General features: G+C 63.2%; 20 protein-coding genes and 4 tRNA genes. 12 read left to right on the plus strand and 12 right to left on the minus strand.

What is annotated here, in order from left to right:
- Positions 1 to 33: 33 nt before the first annotated feature.
- The 4 genes from recR to grxD all read right to left on the minus strand — a co-directional run bounded on the left by recR (position 34) and on the right by grxD (position 3,293).
- On the minus strand, positions 34 to 639 hold the full coding sequence (gene recR / locus P1P91_RS10170) for a recombination mediator RecR (RefSeq protein WP_311882388.1): 606 nt from the start codon (positions 637 to 639) through the stop codon (positions 34 to 36).
- A 3-nt stretch (positions 640 to 642) separates the two neighbouring features.
- Positions 643 to 969 carry a YbaB/EbfC family nucleoid-associated protein gene (locus tag P1P91_RS10175; protein WP_311882390.1) on the minus strand — a complete coding sequence of 109 codons (327 nt, stop codon included), beginning with the start codon at positions 967 to 969 and terminating at the stop codon, positions 643 to 645.
- A 30-nt stretch (positions 970 to 999) separates the two neighbouring features.
- Complete coding sequence (gene dnaX / locus P1P91_RS10180) at positions 1,000 to 2,838, minus strand: DNA polymerase III subunit gamma/tau (RefSeq protein WP_311882392.1); 1,839 nt, start codon at positions 2,836 to 2,838, stop codon at positions 1,000 to 1,002.
- A gap of 104 nt (positions 2,839 to 2,942) precedes the next feature.
- A complete protein-coding gene (grxD, locus tag P1P91_RS10185; RefSeq protein ID WP_311882394.1) occupies positions 2,943 to 3,293 on the minus strand; it encodes a Grx4 family monothiol glutaredoxin in 351 nt (116 codons plus the stop codon).
- A gap of 202 nt (positions 3,294 to 3,495) precedes the next feature.
- Between grxD and argF the strand changes: the two genes are divergently transcribed.
- Positions 3,496 to 4,410 (plus strand): ornithine carbamoyltransferase, encoded by a 915-nt coding sequence (gene argF / locus P1P91_RS10190; RefSeq protein ID WP_311882396.1) that lies wholly within the window; start codon positions 3,496 to 3,498, stop codon positions 4,408 to 4,410.
- Between the two features lie 125 nt (positions 4,411 to 4,535).
- Here argF and P1P91_RS10195 read toward each other — a convergent pair.
- A tRNA-Ala gene (locus P1P91_RS10195) sits at positions 4,536 to 4,611 on the minus strand.
- 196 nt (positions 4,612 to 4,807) lie between these two features.
- Here P1P91_RS10195 and P1P91_RS10200 point away from each other — a divergent pair.
- From P1P91_RS10200 to P1P91_RS10225, 6 genes are all read left to right on the plus strand, one after another.
- A complete protein-coding gene (locus P1P91_RS10200; protein WP_311882398.1) occupies positions 4,808 to 5,458 on the plus strand; it encodes a response regulator in 651 nt (216 codons plus the stop codon).
- Positions 5,459 to 5,569: 111 nt separating this feature from the next.
- Positions 5,570 to 7,384, plus strand: a complete 1,815-nt coding sequence (uvrC, locus tag P1P91_RS10205; protein WP_311882400.1) for an excinuclease ABC subunit UvrC — start codon at positions 5,570 to 5,572, stop codon at positions 7,382 to 7,384.
- Positions 7,385 to 7,491: 107 nt separating this feature from the next.
- Positions 7,492 to 8,040, plus strand: coding sequence for a CDP-diacylglycerol--glycerol-3-phosphate 3-phosphatidyltransferase (gene pgsA, locus P1P91_RS10210; protein WP_311882402.1), 549 nt, complete (start codon positions 7,492 to 7,494; stop codon positions 8,038 to 8,040).
- Positions 8,041 to 8,107: 67 nt separating this feature from the next.
- Positions 8,108 to 8,182 (plus strand) — tRNA-Gly (locus P1P91_RS10215).
- Between the two features lie 9 nt (positions 8,183 to 8,191).
- Positions 8,192 to 8,265, plus strand: a tRNA-Cys gene (locus P1P91_RS10220).
- Between the two features lie 42 nt (positions 8,266 to 8,307).
- Positions 8,308 to 8,392, plus strand: a tRNA-Leu gene (locus P1P91_RS10225).
- Between the two features lie 89 nt (positions 8,393 to 8,481).
- Here the strand turns inward: P1P91_RS10225 and P1P91_RS10230 are convergent.
- Both P1P91_RS10230 and P1P91_RS10235 read right to left on the minus strand, forming a co-directional pair.
- Positions 8,482 to 9,156 (minus strand): hypothetical protein, encoded by a 675-nt coding sequence (locus P1P91_RS10230; protein WP_311882404.1) that lies wholly within the window; start codon positions 9,154 to 9,156, stop codon positions 8,482 to 8,484.
- Between the two features lie 89 nt (positions 9,157 to 9,245).
- Positions 9,246 to 9,797 carry a hypothetical protein gene (locus P1P91_RS10235; protein WP_311882405.1) on the minus strand — a complete coding sequence of 184 codons (552 nt, stop codon included), beginning with the start codon at positions 9,795 to 9,797 and terminating at the stop codon, positions 9,246 to 9,248.
- A 120-nt stretch (positions 9,798 to 9,917) separates the two neighbouring features.
- On the opposite strand from P1P91_RS10235, the gene P1P91_RS10240 reads away from it, so the two are divergent.
- Positions 9,918 to 10,868 carry an IS481 family transposase gene (locus P1P91_RS10240; protein ID WP_311885781.1) on the plus strand — a complete coding sequence of 317 codons (951 nt, stop codon included), beginning with the start codon at positions 9,918 to 9,920 and terminating at the stop codon, positions 10,866 to 10,868.
- A gap of 206 nt (positions 10,869 to 11,074) precedes the next feature.
- On the opposite strand, the gene P1P91_RS10245 is transcribed toward P1P91_RS10240, so the two are convergent.
- Positions 11,075 to 11,299 carry a hypothetical protein gene (locus P1P91_RS10245; RefSeq protein WP_311882407.1) on the minus strand — a complete coding sequence of 75 codons (225 nt, stop codon included), beginning with the start codon at positions 11,297 to 11,299 and terminating at the stop codon, positions 11,075 to 11,077.
- Between the two features lie 157 nt (positions 11,300 to 11,456).
- A complete protein-coding gene (locus P1P91_RS10250; protein ID WP_311882409.1) occupies positions 11,457 to 11,750 on the minus strand; it encodes an FAD assembly factor SdhE in 294 nt (97 codons plus the stop codon).
- Positions 11,751 to 11,990: 240 nt separating this feature from the next.
- Here P1P91_RS10250 and P1P91_RS10255 point away from each other — a divergent pair, with 240 nt between their 5' ends.
- The 3 genes from P1P91_RS10255 to lapB all read left to right on the plus strand — a co-directional run bounded on the left by P1P91_RS10255 (position 11,991) and on the right by lapB (position 13,904).
- Positions 11,991 to 12,287, plus strand: coding sequence for an integration host factor subunit beta (locus P1P91_RS10255; RefSeq protein ID WP_311882411.1), 297 nt, complete (start codon positions 11,991 to 11,993; stop codon positions 12,285 to 12,287).
- A gap of 93 nt (positions 12,288 to 12,380) precedes the next feature.
- A complete protein-coding gene (locus tag P1P91_RS10260; protein ID WP_311882412.1) occupies positions 12,381 to 12,686 on the plus strand; it encodes a LapA family protein in 306 nt (101 codons plus the stop codon).
- 18 nt (positions 12,687 to 12,704) lie between these two features.
- The gene (gene lapB, locus P1P91_RS10265) at positions 12,705 to 13,904 is read left to right on the plus strand and encodes a lipopolysaccharide assembly protein LapB (RefSeq protein WP_311882413.1); all 1,200 of its coding nucleotides are present in this window, start codon (positions 12,705 to 12,707) and stop codon (positions 13,902 to 13,904) included.
- Between the two features lie 21 nt (positions 13,905 to 13,925).
- Here the strand turns inward: lapB and pyrF are convergent, their stop codons facing one another.
- Entirely contained in the window at positions 13,926 to 14,564 is a 639-nt protein-coding gene (pyrF, locus tag P1P91_RS10270; protein WP_407650619.1) for an orotidine-5'-phosphate decarboxylase, read from the minus strand.
- Between the two features lie 288 nt (positions 14,565 to 14,852).
- Here pyrF and P1P91_RS10275 point away from each other — a divergent pair, with 288 nt between their 5' ends.
- Positions 14,853 to 15,131 (plus strand): ComEA family DNA-binding protein, encoded by a 279-nt coding sequence (locus P1P91_RS10275; protein ID WP_311885782.1) that lies wholly within the window; start codon positions 14,853 to 14,855, stop codon positions 15,129 to 15,131.
- A 7-nt stretch (positions 15,132 to 15,138) separates the two neighbouring features.
- Here P1P91_RS10275 and P1P91_RS10280 read toward each other — a convergent pair whose 3' ends face one another.
- Complete coding sequence (locus P1P91_RS10280) at positions 15,139 to 16,614, minus strand: bifunctional 2-methylcitrate dehydratase/aconitate hydratase (RefSeq protein ID WP_311882416.1); 1,476 nt, start codon at positions 16,612 to 16,614, stop codon at positions 15,139 to 15,141.
- Between the two features lie 134 nt (positions 16,615 to 16,748).
- Entirely contained in the window at positions 16,749 to 17,876 is a 1,128-nt protein-coding gene (gene prpC / locus P1P91_RS10285) for a bifunctional 2-methylcitrate synthase/citrate synthase (RefSeq protein WP_311882417.1), read from the minus strand.
- Between the last annotated feature and the right edge of the window lie 47 nt (positions 17,877 to 17,923).

Below are 17,923 nucleotides of genomic sequence, written 5' to 3' on the forward strand. Positions count from 1 at the left end.
GCGAGGCGCGCACGGCAGGATTGAATCGAAGGCTTATTCGCTGGTGAACGGCAGACGGCCGTTGAACGCCCGACTGAGCGTGCCGCCGTCGACGTACTCGAGCTCGCCGCCCATGGGCACGCCGTAGGCCAGGCGTGAAAACGTCACGCCGTAAGCGTCGAGCCGGGTTGCGATGTAGTGCGCGGTGGCCTCCCCCTCTACCGTGGGGTTGGTGGCCAGCACGATTTCGCGTATTGCGCCCTCGGCCACGAGCTGCTCCAGCTGTTCCAGGCCGATAGTTTCAGGCCCGATACCGTCAATGGGCGACAGGTGGCCGTGAAGCACGAAATAGCGCCCGCCAAAACCGCCGGCCTCTTCAATGGCCAGCTGATCGGCCGGCGACTCGACCACGCACAGCAGCGTTTCATCCCGCCGCGGGCTTTCGCACAGCGTGCACAGCTCGGCCTCGGTCAGCGTACGGCAGCGCCGGCAGTAGCCCACGGCCTCGATTGCCTCGGCGAGGGTGGCTGACAGGCGCCTGCCGCCTTCGCGCTCGCGCTCCAGCACGTGCATGGCCATGCGCTGGGCGGTTTTTGGCCCCACGCCCGGCAGCACGCGAAACGCCTCCATCAGCTGTTCGACAAGCGGGGAAAAGCGCATCGCTTAAAACGGCATTTTAAAGCCGGGCGGCAGGTTCAGCCCCGCGGTGGCTTCTTCCATCATTTCCTTGGAATTGGCCTCGATCTTGCGCACGGCATCGTTGACCGCCGCGGCCAGCAGATCTTCCAGCAGCTCCTTGTCCTCTTCCATGACGCTCGGGTCGATGTCGACCTTGCTGACGTCGTGGCGGCCGTTCATGGTGATTTTGACCATGCCGGCACCGGCTTCGCCCTGGACTTCGGCCTTGGCGACCTCTTCCTGGGCCTTCTGCATCTTTTCCTGCATTTCCTGGGCCTGCTTCATCATGTTGCCCATTCCGCCTTTCATCATGGTCTCTCTCCCAACGGGTAAAAGGTTGTTTCAATCGGTATTTCGGGTGGGCGTCACGCCGTTATCCATGAACGTGGCGCCAAAGGTTTCCTTGAGTTGTTGAACATGGGGGTCACGGTTGAGCGTATCAAGCGCCCGAGCGTGGCGCGCCTGCGCCAGCCGGCCATCGCGCTGGCGGGGCGTTTCCAGTGTCGGATCCAGCGGCTCCGAGGTAAAGGTCACCCGGCGCTCCAGGCCCTGGGCAGCAAGCGCCCGGGCAATACGGGTTTCGTGTATCTCCGCCTGCATGGCGGCCTGCTCCGGATCCAGACGCAGTTCCAGGGTCGCACCGTCGTCGTGTTTGAGCTGGCAGTTTGCGGCCAGGCTGCGCGTCAGGCCGCCAAGCCCCAGGGCGGCAAAACCGTCCAGCCAGCCGGCGTGGTCCAGCCGCTCGGGCGCTGCCGGCGCGGAGTCAGCAGCAGCCGGCTCGGGTTCAACCGGTGCAGACGCTGTCTCAACCATCGGCTCGGAGGCAGGATCAGAGTCCGGCTCCGGTGCGGCGTCGGGCGCCGGTTCCGGAGCCGGCTCAGGCTTTGGGTCGGGCGGCGCCGAGGGCGTCTCAGCCGGCGATACCGGATCAGCGCCCCAGGGTGGCGAGGCCTGCGGCGACGCCTCCGGCGGGGCCGTCTCTGGCGGTGGGGCCGACGCTACCTGGGCATCGGAGGCGGCGTCCGTCGCCGGCCGCTCCGGCTGAAGCGGCAAAGGCGTTGCCGGCGGTCGGGGCACTCCCTGGGGGCGAAACGCCAGCATGCGCATCAGCGTCATCTCCAGGGCGCTGCGTAAATCCGGCGCGTGGGCCATGTCGCCGCGGCCCTGGATACCGATCTGATAGTAGAGCTGAACGTCTTCGGCGGTGAAGCGCCCCGCCAGCGCGAGCACGGTTTCGCGATCGCCGTGGCCGTTGTCCACCGCGTCGGGCACCATCTGCGCCACTGCCAGGCGATGCAAAATGGTCGTGACGTCGTCGAGCACCGCGGCAAAATCCGGACCCTGCTCGGCCAGCCGGGCTACTTCGTCCAGCAGGCGGGCCACGTCAACTTCGGCAAGCGCTTCGATCAGCGCCAGCACGTGGCGATGATCCAGCGTACCCAGCATGGCGGCCACGTCGGCGTGGTGGACGACACCCTGGCCAAAGGCGATGGCCTGATCGGTGAGGCTCATGGCGTCGCGCATGGAGCCTTCGGCTGCCTTGCCCAACAGCCACAGCGCGCTCTTTTCAAACGCGACACCTTCTTCGCTCAGCACCTGGGTCAGATGCTCGACCACGCGCTCCGGCGGCAAATGCTTGAGGGTAAACTGCAGACAGCGCGACAGCACCGTGGGCGGCAGCCTGTGCGGATCGGTGGTCGCCAGCAGGAACTTGACGTGGGGCGGCGGCTCTTCCAGCGTTTTCAGCAGCGCGTTGAAGCTGCTGGTGGAAAGCATGTGTACCTCGTCAATGAGGTAGACCTTGTAGCGCCCCTGGGTCGGCGCGTACTGGACGTTGTCCAGAAGCTCCCGGGTATCTTCGACCTTGGTGCGCGACGCGGCGTCCACCTCGATAAGATCGACGAAGCGGCCTTCATCGATGGCTCGGCAGCTGTCGCACTGCCCGCAGGGCGTCGACGTTACGCCTTCATCGCCCTCGCCGCCCGCCGTGCAGTTGAGGCACTTGGCCAAAATCCGCGCCAGCGTGGTCTTGCCCACGCCGCGGGTGCCGGTAAACAGGTAGGCATGATGCAAGCGCCCCTGGTCAAGGGCGTTGACCAGGGCGCGCTGTACGTGCGTCTGCCCCACGAGTTCGTGGAATGTGCGTGGCCGCCACTTGCGGGCCAGAACCTGATAGCTCATGGGGCAGAATATCCTTCGGCGGGCAAAGAGACAGGGAAAGGCGCCATTCTAGCGGCTGCCACCGTGCCCGCCAACCGCTGCCGCCATGCGGCAGAAGCGCCGCTTCAGGCGTTGTCGCCCTCTTCAGCGGTGCCGGCGCGCTGGGCCGCGTCCTTGATCAGCTTTTCCAGCTCGCCGTTTTGGTGCATGTCCACGACGATATCGCAGCCGCCGACCAGCTCGCCTTCTACCCACAGCTGGGGAAACGTCGGCCAGTTACCGACCTTGGGCAGCTCGGCACGGATGTCCGGATTATCCAGCACGTTGACGAAGGCAAAGCGCTCGCCGCAGCTCATCAGCGCCTGTACGGTCTGGGCCGAAAAGCCGCACTGAGGCAGCTGGGGCGTGCCTTTCATGTAAATCAGGATCTGATTTTCGCTGATCTGCTGCTGAATGTTTTCCACGGTTGTGCTCATGAGGCCTCCTTGAGGTTGCCAGCCCAGGGCGCCCGCCCTGTGCCGGTTTCGAGAACGGTCGCGTCGCCGGCTCAAAGCCGGCTCTGCCAATACCCGACCATGCTACTAGGCCTTGCAGCCTGGCGCCATCCTACCCAATGCGGCCCGCGTTGCGCATCCCCCATCGCGCCGCTAGGATAGGCGTTTTGCACGGAGAGCTCCCATGGCGCGCCATTTCCTGACCCTTCTTGACCTGAGTCCGGACGAGCTGCACTACCTCATCCAGCGGGCCATCACCATCAAGAGCAGCTTGAAGGCCCAGGGACCCCGCTACACGCCGCTGCCCAACCGCACCCTGGCGATGATTTTCGAAAAATCCTCGACGCGCACCCGGGTATCGTTTGAAACCGCCATGGCACACTTCGGCGGTCACGCGCTGTTCCTCTCCCCGCGGGATACCCAGCTGGGCCGCGGCGAGCCCATAGGCGATACCGCCCGAGTGCTCGCCGAAATGGTCGATGCTGTGATGATCCGCACCTTCTCGCATGCCGGACTCGAAGAGTACGCCGCGGCAAGCGCCGCACCGGTGATCAACGCCCTTACCGACGACTACCACCCCTGCCAGCTGCTGGCCGACGTGATGACCTGGACCGAGCGTCGCGGCCGCCTTCAGGGCCGCACGGCGGTGTGGGTCGGCGACGGCAACAACATGTGCCACTCCTGGATCAACGCCGCTCGCCAGTTCGACTTCAACCTGCGCGTCTGCTGCCCCGAAGGCTACGAGCCCCGCGCCGATATCGTCGCCGCGGCGGGAAATCGCGTCAGCATTATCCATGACCCACAAAAGGCCGTGGACAATGCTGACCTGGTGACCACCGATGTCTGGGCCTCCATGGGCCAGGAAGAAGAGCAGGCCAGACGCGAGGCCGACTTCGCCGGCTTTCAGGTCACCGAAGCGCTGCTCGACCGCGCCAGGGAAGATGCCCTGTTTCTGCACTGCCTGCCCGCCCACCGGGGCGAGGAAATCAGCGCCACGCTGCTGGAGGATCCCCGGGCCGCCGTCTGGCAGGAAGCCGGCAACCGCCTCCACGCCCAGAAAGCGCTGATCGAGTTTCTGCTGCTGGGTCGAGTCGGCTAAGCCACCTACGCCCGGTATTCGCCATCGTTGCGCCAGGCGCAAGGCGATGGCCGGGATTTTGCCGTACGACCCATACAAAAAAACCGCCCGATGGTTTAGCAAGCCATCGGACGGTTTTAAGAATCTGGTGGAGCCTAGCGGGATCGAACCGCTGACCTCAACACTGCCAGTGTTGCGCTCTCCCAGCTGAGCTAAGGCCCCAAGGCTGCGTTTGGCAGCGAGGCGAATCATAAGGGCAGACCTCCTCCGCGTCAACCCCCATAAAAAAATTCGGGTGGCGCACGATTTCCCGCAAAAGGATGTGGCACTATCCACTTGACGGCTTGCGCTTGACGCCTACGCCCGATGCCCCGGCCTTGTGACGGTTCAGCTGACTTGCCACGCAGGAGTCCCCCTCTTGATCAACGTATTGATTGCTGACCCCTATCACCTGGTTAGAACAAGCATTGCCCATCGGCTCGATCAGGAATGCGATATTGCCATTGCCGGCGAGGCCGCCGACGGCGAAAGCGCGGTCGGCCAGTGCCGCGTAAAGCGCCCCAATGTCATGCTCATGGACATTCGCATGCCCGGTATCGGCGGACTGGAGGCCACCCGGCGAATGCATCGCAGCATGCCCGAGACCAAGGTGCTGGCATTAACTACGCATACCAGCGACAGCCTGGCCCGGCACATTCTGGAAGCAGGCGCCGCCGGCTTTCTGAGCAAAAGTTCCAGCTACCATGAAATGCTTGACGCCATCCGCCATGTCTTTCACGGCCGACGCTATATCGGACACAACGTTGCCCAGCGTCTGGCGCTGGCCAATATGGCCGGTGAGGCCAGCCGGTTCGACCGGCTTTCCCTGCGCGAGCTGCAAATCGCCCTGATGATCGTCAACTGTCAGCGCGTTGCGGAAATCTCCGAGCGCCTTCACCTCAGCAGCAAAACCGTTCACACCTATCGCTACCGGCTGTTTGAAAAACTTAACGTCAGCACCGATGTCGAGCTGACCCACCTGGCGCTACGCCACGGCCTGGTGGACGGCTTTGAGGCCACACCGCCTTAGCGCTGCCTGTTACTCACTCAGCCATGACACTGTCGGGCTATACGCCGGATCGATCTGTTAGACTGGCATCATTACCCATGCACAGAAACGTCGCGTCATAATTCTTGCCCCATGAGCTTTGACCATAAGCAGTTTTTGAGTACCGTCGGCGCCACGCCGGGCGTTTACCGCATGCTCGACGCCCAGGGCAACACGCTTTACGTGGGCAAGGCCAAGCGGCTGAATGCCCGCCTGGCCAGCTATTTCCGCGGCCGCCTGAACGCCAAGACCCAGGCCATGGTCGGGCGCATTGCCGATATCCAGATCACCGTGACCCGCAGCGAAATCGAAGCCCTGCTGCTGGAACAAACGCTGATCAAATCATGGCGTCCGCCTTACAACATTCTGCTGCGCGACGACAAGTCCTACCCCTTCATCTTCGTCACCGATCGCCATCCGTTTCCCGCACTGGAGTACAAGCGCGCCCGCCAGCGCAAGGAGGACGGCCGCTATCTCGGTCCCTACCCCAGCAGCGGCGCGGTGCGCGAAAGCCTGGCGCTGATGCAGAAGATCTTCCGCATTCGCAGCTGTGAAGACAGCGTTTTTGCCCACCGCTCGCGGCCCTGCCTGCAATACCAGATCGACCGCTGCACTGCACCCTGCGTGGGCTACATCAGCGAAGCCGACTACCGTCGAGACCTGGAGCACGCGATCATGTGCCTGGAAGGCAAGAGCGAGCACGTGACCCAAACGCTCACCGAGGCCATGGAGCAGGCCAGCCAGTCGCTGGACTTTGAAGAAGCCGCGCGGTTTCGCGACCAGATCCAGCAGCTCAGGGCACTGCAGCAGCGCCAGTTCGTCGACACCCAGGGCGGCGATGCCGACGTCTTTGCGCTGGCCCAGCGCCCGGGAGGCCTGAGCGTGGCCGTGCTCAGCGTGCGCGACGGGCGCCTGCTGGGTGCGCGCCACCATACGCCACCCAACGACCTTGACCTGGATCCCGGCACGCTGCTGGCCAACGTGATCGGCCAGTACTACTTGGCCCAGCCGCACGAGATCCCCGCGGAGATCATTACTTCCCACGCACTGGACGACGCCGACCTGCTGCAAAGCGCGCTCAGCCAGCACGCCGGCAAGCGCATTCGTCTGGCCCACCAGGTACGCGGCCACCGTGCGCAATGGCAGGACCTGGCCGTCACCAACGCCGAACAGCACCTGGCGACAACGCTCGCCGACCAGCAGCAAATGCACGAGCGCTTTGCCGCACTGCAAAAGGCCCTGGGGCTCGACGCCGTGCCCGAACGGCTGGAATGCTTTGACATCAGCCACAGCCACGGCGAGGCTACCGTCGCCTCCTGCGTGGTATTCGATACCAGCGGGCCGCGCAAAAGCGACTACCGCCGCTTCAATATCACCGACATTGCCGCCGGCGACGACTATGCCGCCATGCAGCAGGCGCTGACCCGGCGATTAAAGCGCGTGACCGACAAGGCCGGCGTTGCCCCGGACGTGCTGATCGTGGACGGCGGCAAAGGCCAGCTCAACATGGCCCGCGAGGTGCTGAAAACGCTCGGCATCGAGACGATTACCCTGCTCGGCGTAGCCAAGGGCAGCACCCGCAAGGCCGGACTGGAAACGCTCTTTCTCGAGACCCCTGAACACCCGCTGACCCTGGAGGCTACCTCACCGGCGCTGCACCTGGTGCAGCACATCCGCGATGAGTCCCACCGCTTTGCCATTGCCGGCCACCGCGCCGCCCGGGACAAGGCCCGGCGCACCTCGACGCTGCAGGAGATCCCCGGCATCGGCCCCAAGCGCCGCCGGGAGCTGCTGCGCTTTTTTGGCGGCCTTCAGGGCGTGCAGCAAGCCGACCGCACCGAGCTTGCCCGGGTCCCCGGCATCAGCGAAGCGCTGGCCGACGTCATTTATCAGTCGCTCCACGGATAAAGCCGCTGCGGACATGGATGCCGCTCGACAAGAGGGATAGAATGGCCGGGCGCTCACGACGCCCCGACGCTTTCTTCCGTTTTTTCCGGCAAGGATCGCACTCCGCGATGAACATACCCAATATCCTCACGCTCGCTCGAATCGTCTTCATCCCACTACTGGTAGTGCTGTTTTATCTGCCGTTCAAGTGGAGCATGTCGGCCGCCGCGATTTTTTTCGCCCTGGCCGCGGTAACCGACTGGCTGGACGGCTACCTGGCTCGCCGCTGGAACCAGTCCACCCCTTTCGGCGCGTTTCTCGACCCGGTGGCCGACAAACTCATGGTCGCCGTGGCGCTGGCACTGATGATCGAGCGCTTTGACAGCTGGCTGCTGACGCTCCCCGCTCTGGTGATCATCGGCCGCGAAATCGTGATTTCTGCCCTGCGCGAATGGATGGCCGAAATGGGCAAGCGCGGCGCGGTCGCCGTATCCTGGATCGGCAAGCTGAAAACCACGCTGCAGATGGCTGCCATTCTGGTGCTGCTGGGTTTTCCTCCCGGCCATCTCATGTCTCACCTGGGCGTTGCCACCCTCTACGGCGCTGCCCTGCTGACGCTGTGGTCCATGACCCAGTACCTCCGGGCCGCCTGGCCGCATCTCAGCCGGGAAATGTAAATGTCGAGCTCAGCGATCAAACCATTGACAACGGGAGCAACCCGCGTATAATTCGCCAACGAGTCAAGCGGGAATAGCTCAGCGGTAGAGCATCGCCTTGCCAAGGCGAGGGTCGGGAGTTCGAGTCTCCTTTCCCGCTCCAACGACTTGAGGCTGGATGGCAGAGTGGTGATGCAGCGGACTGCAACTCCGTTAACGCCGGTTCGATTCCGACTCCAGCCTCCACTTCTTTGAGCACTCTCCCTCTCTCTTTTTTTCGCATGCCTCGCCCGGATGGTGGAATAGGTAGACACTAGCGACTTAAAATCGCTTGCCTAATGGCGTGCCGGTTCAAGTCCGGCTCCGGGCACCAGCCGCATTATCGTCTATTAAACGTTATCGCTTACTAAAAAAGCCCGGCCACTGGTGGACCGAGCTTATTGCCGTATTCAGCTGGTGCCGTTACTTATCCGGTGCTTGCTTGTTCTCATCGCCACTCTTTGTGGAGGAGCGTGACCCGAGATCTGGATCGTCGTCAGTTTCATTACCAAGAGTGTCTTCGCTGTCCTGGCCGTTGCGCTGATATTTCTCGTTCTGAGTGCCGGGATACCCTTGGCGGCGTGTGCTGCTCTGATCGCTTTGGCCCTGCTGAAGCCCTTGCGTGTAGCCCCGCTGGAAACCTTTCAACAGCCCTTGCTGGATGCCTTCCTCTTTGCCCTCCATATAACCCTGCAGATAAATGTATTGGTAAAACTGCGACGCCTCGTCATGGTGTTGGCTACCTTCTTGTCCCCACCGCTCCTCTGAGGCGCTTCCGCGGTGGTTCATCCAGGGAGCATTGCGATCATCTTGCCATGGGCGGTCCGACGCGCCGTAACGGGAGCGCTCTCGGTCGCTTCTGTCATGATCCGACTGATAGCGCTGGTTCTGACCCGGACGATTCTGCCGATCATCCCGATGACGCCACTGCTGGCGATTTTGGTCGCTATCGTAGCGTTCCTGATTATCAAACCGCTGGCTGCTTTGATTATGGCTCCATGGCTGATTATCCCGAGTGTCGCTTTGCTGAGCCATGGCGGCGCTGCTGGTAACGAGTGCGGCCGACACAACGGAAGCCATAAGAAGTTGGCTGTACATGACTCCTCCTTGGGCATTTATCGAGGCGTAATGACTCTCGATTAATTGTTGATTTTCATCCTGGTATCACTCTGGTCTTGTCAGCCCTGCTAATTCCCGTAACGGTTGCGCTGGTTGCTGTCGTAGCGGTTGCGCTGATCGCTGTCGTAACGGTTGCGCTGGTTGCTGTCGTAGCGGTTATGCTGGTCGCTGTCGTAACGGTTGCGCTGGTTGCTGTCGTAGCGGTTGCGCTGATCGCTGTCGTAGCGGTTGCGCTGGTCGCTGTCGTAGCGGTTGCGCTGGTCGCTGTCGTAGCGGCGGCGCTGGTCGCTGTCGTAGCGGTTGCGCTGGTCGCTGTCGTAGCGGTTTCGCTGATCGCTGTCGTAGCGGTTGCGCTGATCGCTGTCGTAGCGATGGCGCTGATTATTATAATCGCGATTTTGATACATGCTGCCGGAACGGCTTTGCTGCCCGCGCTCATAGCGCTGAGCACTGGAATCATGGCTACGCTCGCTATTCATCCAGTCCTGCCCACCGCCTTGCTGGGCAACGGATGTTCCTGTTGCTAAAAGAGCTGATATTGCGGAAGCCAAGAGCATTTTCTTAAACATCAGTTCCTCCATTAGCTTTTTTGTATTAAAAATTTCCTGAGAAGTATCCAAGAACTCTTCGCCTGAGCCCTTATAAACAAAGCCTAGCTGTGATCTCTCGGTAGGTTGTTCATCCGGAGCCAACCCGGAAGACTGGAGATGCAAACCAACCAATCTCTCCAGGAGGCCCGGATGAACACCCATAAGAATGCCCGACTCACTCCGCACGGTCGAGCCCTGCTGGTCGCTCGCGTCATCGATGAAGGGTTGCGGCCCAGAGAGGTCGCGCAAGCCCAGGGCGTCAGTGTGAGAACGGCCTACAAATGGGTGCGTCGTTTCCGTGAGGAGGGACTCGAGGGCCTCCAGGACCGTCGGTCACGCCCTGCCCGAAGTCCCTGGGCGACCGACGCAACGACGGTGGAGCAGATCGTCGAGCGTCGTCAGCGACGCCAGACCTATTGCCAGATTGCCCAGGCGCTGGGGGTTGGCCAGAGCACGGTAGCGCGCATTCTCAAGCGCAAGGGGCTGAATCGCTTGGCGGCTCTGACACCGCCAAGGCCCAGCAATCGCTATGAGCACGACGCACCCGGGGATCTCCTGCATCTGGATATCAAGAAGCTCGGTCGCTTCGCGCGCCCGGGGCATCGGGTCACCGGCGATCGCCAACAGGCCACGCGCGGCGCAGGGTGGGAGTATGTCCATATCGCCATCGACGATCACTCGCGGGTGGCCTTCGGCACTCGCTACCCGGATGAAACCGGCTGGAGCGCCTGTTATGCGCTATTGGAGGCCATACGGTATTATCGAGACTTGGGGACTCGCTTCACGCGGGTGCTCACCGACAATGGCGCCTGCTACCGGTCCCGGGCGTTTCACCGCCTGTGCCGGCGGGTGGGGCTGAAGCACAAGCGCACTCGCCCCTATACGCCCCGCACCAATGGCAAGGCAGAACGGTTCATTCAAACCGCTCTGCGCGAGTGGGCCTATGCCCAGTCTTATGAGAGCTCGGAGGAGCGAGGCAAACACCTTTCCGCCTGGCTTCACCAGTACAACTGGCACCGGCCACATGCCAGCCTGAACTATCACCCTCCGGTTAGCCGGTTGGGGCTTTCCGTGAACAACCTGGTGGGTTTACACACCTAGCTAGCATTATTGATAAATCAAGAAATCGCCTTTCCGGCCATCACGATAGACAATCGGCTGACAACTCCCCCTTCGTGCTGAACCGACGGGAACAAGGTGGCGGCAGTGCCGCTATCTGCTTTTGCGTCTTGCTCTGCAGTTCAGATCGATTCCCCAGCGCTTATCGCGCTTGAACGGCGTCTACGTTATGCCGCCCGCTGGCCAAGTCAGCCACCGGGACGGTGAAATACCCGGCGCAGCCGACGCCGACCCTCGGCAGGCGCGCTGTCCGGCCACAGCCAAAGCCGCTTGCCGCCCAGCCGCAGACCGGCAAGCCAGGGGCCGAGATAGTCGCATTCGAGCGGTGCCCAAACAGCCGGTAGCGCTGCAGAGGGCGCACCGGCGCTGCCGGGAAAAGGCAGAAAACGTCCCTGGACGCCCGTCTCGTCCACGTTTATTTCAAGCGTCCCTCTTGGTTCGTGAAGACGCGCTTGCCACAGCCAGGCAGCCCCGACCGCGCCGCAGATCATCGCCGCGACAAGGCCCAGGCAGAGCCCGACCACCCACGCCGCCAACCCCACCAGCAGCCCGTGAACTCCCGTGCGGGCCTTAGAGGCCGCGATAGGCAGCGCTATCGAGGCTTTCCGCATGGGCGACAATCATTTTGACAATGCGCCGGCGCGAGGCCTCTTCAGGCCACTCCCGACGCATCAGCCAGGCGAACAGATCCTGGTCCTCTTCGGTGATCAGCTGGCGGTAGGCCGCCTGGTCATCGGCACTCAGGGTGTCGTAGCACCGCTCGAGAAACGGGATCAGCAGCAGGTCCAGTTCCCACATGCCGCGGCGGGAGTGCCAGTAGAGTCGTTTGCGCTGGATCGCATCCGGGGAAGTCTCGTCGCTCAACGTCGGCCTCTTTTGCGTTGATGGAAGGAAGCGCCAGTATAGCGCACACACAGATTCGCGACAGCGGCGCTTCCGGCCTATGCTGCCATTATCGACGATACAGGCTAGTACCTTGTTTTCGCTGAATTGTTTTATCCTCAGTGGGGCAGTATGCTGAAGACCGTTGCACACTTGGGCGACACCCTTTGCCTCTGCGTTTCTCGCCGGCGCCCCACCCCTGTCGTTGCATGGAGCCAACCGATGACCAAATCAGAGCTGATCGAACAGATTGCACTGCAGAAGCCGGAGCTTTCCCTCAAGGAGGCGGAAACCGCCGTGCGCCTGATACTCGACGACATTACCACTACCCTGGCCAGCGGCAGCCGGGTGGAAATCCGCGGCTTTGGCAGCTTTTCGCTTCACTACCGCGAGCCGCGTACCGGCCGCAACCCCAAAACCGGAGACCCGGTAGAGCTTGACGGCAAATACGTGCCGCATTTCAAGCCCGGCAAGGAGCTGCGCGAACAGGTCGACGAAAGCCGCACCCAGGGCTACTAGCGCGCCACGCCGCCACGGCCGCCGCGGGGTGACGCGGCGGCCCGAGTCATACACAATAGGGCACCGGATACGTTACCAATCAGGACATTCATCATGCGCTGGATCAAAGGGCTTTTACTTGCTGCCATTTTGCTGGTGGTATTGCTGGTCGGCATTCTTTTTGCCGTCAACAACCAACAAACCATAGCACTCGACCTTATCTGGCTGGAGCTTCCGCCGGTATCGCTTTCCGTATGGCTGTTGGCGACGCTTACCGCCGGGGTGATCGTCGGCATGCTCGCCATGCTCGGCGTTTACGTGCGCCTCAAGGCGCGGCTGGCCAGCGCCCGGCGAAGCAACAAGCAGCAGCGCAAAGAGCTTGATCGCCTTCGTACTCGGGAGCTCAAGGAGCTTGCCTGAATGAAGGACAGTGCCTGAATGCTCGATGCCGTGCTGCTGGGAGTGCTGGTGGCCGCCATTGCCATCGGCTTCGGGCTGGGCTATCGCCAGGCGCTTCGCCGTGCCTGGCAAACGCCGCCAGATCCCTCCGAGGCCCTGTCCCGGGACTACTTTATCGGCCTCAATTATTTGCTCAACGAGCAGCCGGACGAGGCCATCAACACCTTTATCCAGGCGCTTGAAGTCAACAGCGACACCGTTGATACCCATATCGCTCTGGGCAAGCTGTTCCGCACCCGCGGCGAAGCCGACAAGGCCGTCAATATCCATCAGAACCTGCTCGCCCGCCCGGCGCTTTCCGCCCTGCAGAATGAACAGGTACAGCTGGAGCTGGCGCGAGACTTCATGGCGCTTGGCCTGCACGACCGAGCCCAGCGTCTCCTGCAGCAGATCGATGCCGACAGCCGCCACGAGGCCCACCGGGTCACCGCCAGACGGCTACTGGTCGATCTATTCGAGCGCGAGAAGGATTGGCAGAGCGCCCTTGAGGTCATGCAGCCGCTGCTGGAACAGCAGCCCGACATGCAGAGAGCGGCCGCCCACTGGCAGTGCGAGCTGGCCGAACAGGACGTGACCCAGGCCAGCCGAACTCTGGCGCAGCGACGGCTGAAAAAGGCCCTGCAGTTTGACGCCCGCTGCGTACGCGCCAACCTGCTGCTCGCCGAGCTGGCCATGGACAAAGGCCACTATGCGGACGCCATTACCCGGCTTGGCCGAATCGCCGACCAGGAAAAGGCCCATATCCCCACCATGCTGCCGGGCCTGCAGCGTGCCTATCGCAACGCCGGTGACGAGGCCGGCTTCGAGCGCCATCTGCTTGCGCTGCTGGAAGAGGCCCCCTATACCAGCGTCATTGTGACCCTCGGCGAGCTGACCCACCGGCGCGACGGCGTCGATGTCGCCATCGAACGCACCGGCGAGCGGCTCGGCGTAGCGCCAAGCCTTGGCGGGCTCGACTACCTGCTGGACCTTTACGTTGAAAGCCAGCGGCTGAGCGGGCGAGAGCCCCCGGACTCACGACTTTTCCTGCTCAAGCACCATACCCGGGCGCTGCTGGAAAACCGCCCCCGATACCGCTGCCAGCGCTGCGGCTTCAGCGGCGATACGCTCACCTGGCAGTGCCCCAGCTGCCGTCACTGGGGCAGCGTCAAGCCGATCACCGGCGTCGAAGGCGAGTAGTTAGTGCCTGCACGGATTACCTCAGCCGCCAGCAAGCTCCGCTTCGATGGCCTCGAGGGCGGCCATCGGAGCCTCGGCCCGCGTTACCGGGCGCCCTACCACCAGGTGCGTGCTGCCCGCCCGCATGGCGTCCGCCGGCATCATGATGCGCTGCTGATCGTTGGCGGCGGCAAAGCGTGGCCGAATGCCCGGCGTTACCTTCAGAAACGCCTCGCCGCAGTCGTCCGTCAGCCTCGCGGCCTCCCGGGCCGAGCACACCACGCCGCCCATGCCGCTGTCGCGAGCCAAAAGCGCAAGGCGCCGAACCTGGTCTTCCGGCGCTCCGCCGACCCCCACCTCTTCCAGGTCCGACGCTTCCATGCTGGTCAGCACGGTCACGGCGATCAGGTGCGTGGCGAGGCGCTGCGCGGCCAGACATTCGGCTGCGGCTTCCATCATTCGGCGTCCGCCGCCGGCGTGCACGTTGACCATCCACACGCCCTGCTCCGCTGCGGCCTGAACGGCGCTGGCCACGGTGTGAGGAATGTCGTGGAATTTCAGATCGAGAAATACCTCAAAGCCGCGCCCGTGAAGGGCCTCCAGCACGGCCGGGCCGCTGCGGGTAAAAAGCTCCTTGCCCACTTTCAGCCGGCAGCGCGCCGGATCGAGCCGGTCGGCCATGCACAGGGCAGCATCCAGCGACGGATAGTCCAGTGCGATAATCAATGAGGGGGGCGTGGTCACATCATGGCTCCTGTGGCGTGGCGGCATGGGCGCAGTATAACAGCCTCACCTCGCCGGTGAAGCCCGACGGCAGAGGGCCTGTACGTCATTTTATGACAAGGCCGTAGTCATTGTCTTACAGCACCGTATCAACTTGTCTGACAGCCCGCGGTGGCCCGCCGGCTAACGTGAAAGAGCGGGAGGCCTTCCCGCCACGAACACTGCCTTTACCGCACGCCATGGAGGATCGACATGACGCTCAAAGGACTCACCGCTGCCCTGCTGCTCAGTCTCACACTTGGCCTTTCCGGCGGCGCGCTGGCGCAGCAGGTAGCCCCCATCAACGTCAACACCGCCGATGCCGAGCTGCTGGAAGAGCTACCGGGTATCGGTCCCAGCCGTGCCGAAGCCCTGATCAAGGAACGCGAGGCCAACGGCGAGTTTAAAGACGCCGACGACCTTACCCGGGTCAGCGGTATCGGCGAGGCCACGGTGGACAAGATTCGCGACGAGGTCGAGTTTTAAACGCCCGCTATATCCGCCACTGATCCATGAACCGGTGCACCGGCGTGCCTTCCAGCGCGCCGGTGCTTCTGCACTGAGCCAGAATGGCGTCCGCCTGCCGGGGCGGAAAGCGCGTGGCCAGATGACGGGTGAATTTCTCGACCAGCTCGGGCATGCCCTCCTCCCGCCGGCGGCGATGGCCGATGGGATATTCCACCTCGATTTTGTCGGTGCGGCTGCCGTCGGTGAAAAACACCTGCACGGCGTTGGCGATGGAGCGCTTGTCGGGATCCAGGTAATCGGCGGAGTAGCGCGGCTCTTCCACCACCTGCATGAGCCCTCGGAGACGGTCGATTTCCGGATGCGCGGCGTGAAACTCGTCTTCGTAGTGCTCGGCGCCAAGCTCACCGAAAATCAGCGGCACGGCGACCATGTACTGCAGGCAGTGGTCGCGGTCGGCCGGGTTGGCCAATGGCCCGGTCTTGGCAATGATGCGGATGGCCGACTCGTGGGTCACAAGCTCGATGCGCTCGATCTCGTCCAGGCGATCGGCAACGTCCGGATGCAGCGCCATGGCCGCTTCGCAGGCGGTCTGGGCGTGAAACTCCGCGGGGAAGGAAATCTTGAACAGCACGTTTTCCATCACATGGCAGCCCAGCTCGCGCTGGAAGCTGAAGCGGCGCTCGCTTTCCGGCTTGGTGGCCAGATCCCGGTTGGTGTGGCTGAAAGCCACGTCGTAAAAGCCCCACTGCGGGGCGCTCAGCGCGCCGGGAATGCCCATCTCGCCGCGCATGGCCATGTCGGCCAGGCGCACGCCCCGCGCCGTGGCGTCCCCCGCAGCCCAGCTCTTGCGCGACCCGGCATTGGGCGCGTGGCGGTAGGTGCGCAGACTCTGGCCGTCGACAAAGGCGTGGGACAGCGCGGACAGCAGCTGTTCGCGGTCTGCCCCCATCAGCCACGCCGACACCGCCGTCGAGGCCGCCTTGACCAGCACCACGTGATCCAGCCCCACGCGGTTGAAGCTGTTGTCCAGCGCCAGCACGCCCTGGATTTCGTGGGCCATGATCATCGCCTGGAGCACGTCATCCATGGTCAGCGGCGCTTCGCCCCGAGCCGTACGCTGCTGGGACAGATGATCGGCCACGGCGAGGATCGCCCCCAGGTTATCCGAAGGATGGCCCCACTCCGCGGCAAGCCAGGTGTCGTTGTAGTCCAGCCAGCGGATCGCGGTGCCGATGTCGAAAGCCGCCTTGACCGGGTCCAGGCTAAACGAGGTGCCCGGCACCCGAGCGCCGTGGGGCACCTGGGTATCGGGCACCTGGGGCCCGAGGTGCTTGGTGCACTCGGGAAAGCGCAGCGCCAGCAGGCCGCAGCCCAGGGTATCCATGAGGCAGTAGCGGGCCGTTTCCCACGCTTCGGCCGAGGGCGCCGGCGCGCTCAGCACATAGTCGGCAATACGCTGCAGTTCGGGATCGTAGTCGGGGCGCTGGTTGTCGTCGGACATATAAACCTCTTTGGCTCGTGGGCGAAAACCCTCTGACGGGCAGGCATGGCCGGTGCCGGGCAAGGGTGGCTTTTGTAGGGGATAGAAGCTGCCCGGCGGCGCAGGCTGCCGGGCAGTGACCTCGGGCTGGCAAGTCAGTCACGCTGGTCGATGGGTACCCAGTCGCGATGCTCGGGGCCGGTGTAGTCGGCGCTGGGGCGGATGATGCGGTTATTGGCGCGCTGCTCGAACACGTGAGCGCACCAGCCGGTCACCCGGGCCATGACAAAAATCGGCGTGAACAGCTTGGTGGGAATATCCATGAAATGATAGGCGCTGGCGTGGAAGAAGTCGGCGTTGCAAAACAGCTTCTTCTCCCGCCACATGACCTCTTCGCAGCGCACCGAGACGGGGTAGAGCACGCTGTCGCCCACGTCGTCAGCAAGCTTTGCCGCCCATTTCTTGATGATGGCGTTGCGCGGGTCGGACTCGCGATAAATGGCATGCCCAAAGCCCATGATCTTTTCCTTGCGCTCGAGCTTTTCCAGCATGCCGCGCTCGGCGTCATCCGGGGAGTCAAAGCCTTCGATCATCTCCATGGCGGCCTCGTTGGCACCGCCGTGCAGCGGGCCGCGCAGGGTGCCGATGGCGCCGGTAACGCAGGAATGCAGATCGGAAAGCGTCGAGGCGCACACCCGGGCGGTGAAAGTCGAGGCGTTGAACTCGTGCTCGGCGTAGAGGATCAGCGAGACGTTCATGGCGTCGGCGTGCAGCCGGCTCGGCGCTCTGCCGTGCAGCAAATGCAGAAAATGCGCGCCGGTGGAGTCGTCGTCGGTTTGGGTCTCGATACGCTCGCCGCCGTGACTGAAGCGGTACCAGTAGGCGATGATCGAGGGCAGCGCCGCGACAAAGCGGTCGGCCACGTCCTGCTGGGCGTCGAAGCTTTCCTCGGTTTCCAGATTGCCCAGCATGGAGGCACCGGTACGCATCACGTCCATGGGGTGGGCATCGGCGGGAATCTGCTCGAGCACGGCTCTGAGCGCGTCGGGCAGCCCGCGCAGGCTTTTCAGCCGGGCAACATAGGCATCAAGCTCGGCGCGGTTGGGCAGCTTGCCCTTGAGCAGCAGATAGGCCACCTCTTCAAAGCGGGCGTTATTCGCCAGCGTCTGGATGTCAAAACCGCGGTAGGTCAGCCCCGAGCCTGACTTGCCCACGGTACAAAGCGCGGTTTCGCCGGCGCTCTGGCCGCGCAGGCCGGCACCGCTGAGTTTCTGCTCCGCCATAGTGGTCTCCTGAACGAAAATGAATGGCGCAGGCGCGCCGGCCGCGT

It is taken from the genome of Halomonas piscis, assembly GCF_031886125.1.
GTDB lineage: Bacteria > Pseudomonadota > Gammaproteobacteria > Pseudomonadales > Halomonadaceae > Vreelandella > Vreelandella piscis.

Excerpts from the sequence above, each read along its gene's own strand:
- recR (WP_311882388.1), bottom strand. The coding sequence starts at position 639 with ATGCGCTTTTCCCCGCTTGTCGAACAGCTGATGGAGGCGTTTCGCGTG.
- P1P91_RS10175 (WP_311882390.1), bottom strand. The coding sequence starts at position 969 with ATGATGAAAGGCGGAATGGGCAACATGATGAAGCAGGCCCAGGAAATG.
- dnaX (WP_311882392.1), bottom strand. The coding sequence starts at position 2,838 with ATGAGCTATCAGGTTCTGGCCCGCAAGTGGCGGCCACGCACATTCCAC.
- grxD (WP_311882394.1), bottom strand. The coding sequence starts at position 3,293 with ATGAGCACAACCGTGGAAAACATTCAGCAGCAGATCAGCGAAAATCAG.
- argF (WP_311882396.1), top strand. The coding sequence starts at position 3,496 with ATGGCGCGCCATTTCCTGACCCTTCTTGACCTGAGTCCGGACGAGCTG.
- uvrC (WP_311882400.1), top strand. The coding sequence starts at position 5,570 with ATGAGCTTTGACCATAAGCAGTTTTTGAGTACCGTCGGCGCCACGCCG.
- pgsA (WP_311882402.1), top strand. The coding sequence starts at position 7,492 with ATGAACATACCCAATATCCTCACGCTCGCTCGAATCGTCTTCATCCCA.
- P1P91_RS10230 (WP_311882404.1), bottom strand. The coding sequence starts at position 9,156 with ATGTACAGCCAACTTCTTATGGCTTCCGTTGTGTCGGCCGCACTCGTT.
- P1P91_RS10240 (WP_311885781.1), top strand. The coding sequence starts at position 9,918 with ATGAACACCCATAAGAATGCCCGACTCACTCCGCACGGTCGAGCCCTG.
- P1P91_RS10255 (WP_311882411.1), top strand. The coding sequence starts at position 11,991 with ATGACCAAATCAGAGCTGATCGAACAGATTGCACTGCAGAAGCCGGAG.
- P1P91_RS10260 (WP_311882412.1), top strand. The coding sequence starts at position 12,381 with ATGCGCTGGATCAAAGGGCTTTTACTTGCTGCCATTTTGCTGGTGGTA.
- lapB (WP_311882413.1), top strand. The coding sequence starts at position 12,705 with ATGCTCGATGCCGTGCTGCTGGGAGTGCTGGTGGCCGCCATTGCCATC.
- pyrF (WP_407650619.1), bottom strand. The coding sequence starts at position 14,564 with ATGGCCGACCGGCTCGATCCGGCGCGCTGCCGGCTGAAAGTGGGCAAG.
- P1P91_RS10280 (WP_311882416.1), bottom strand. The coding sequence starts at position 16,614 with ATGTCCGACGACAACCAGCGCCCCGACTACGATCCCGAACTGCAGCGT.
- prpC (WP_311882417.1), bottom strand. The coding sequence starts at position 17,876 with ATGGCGGAGCAGAAACTCAGCGGTGCCGGCCTGCGCGGCCAGAGCGCC.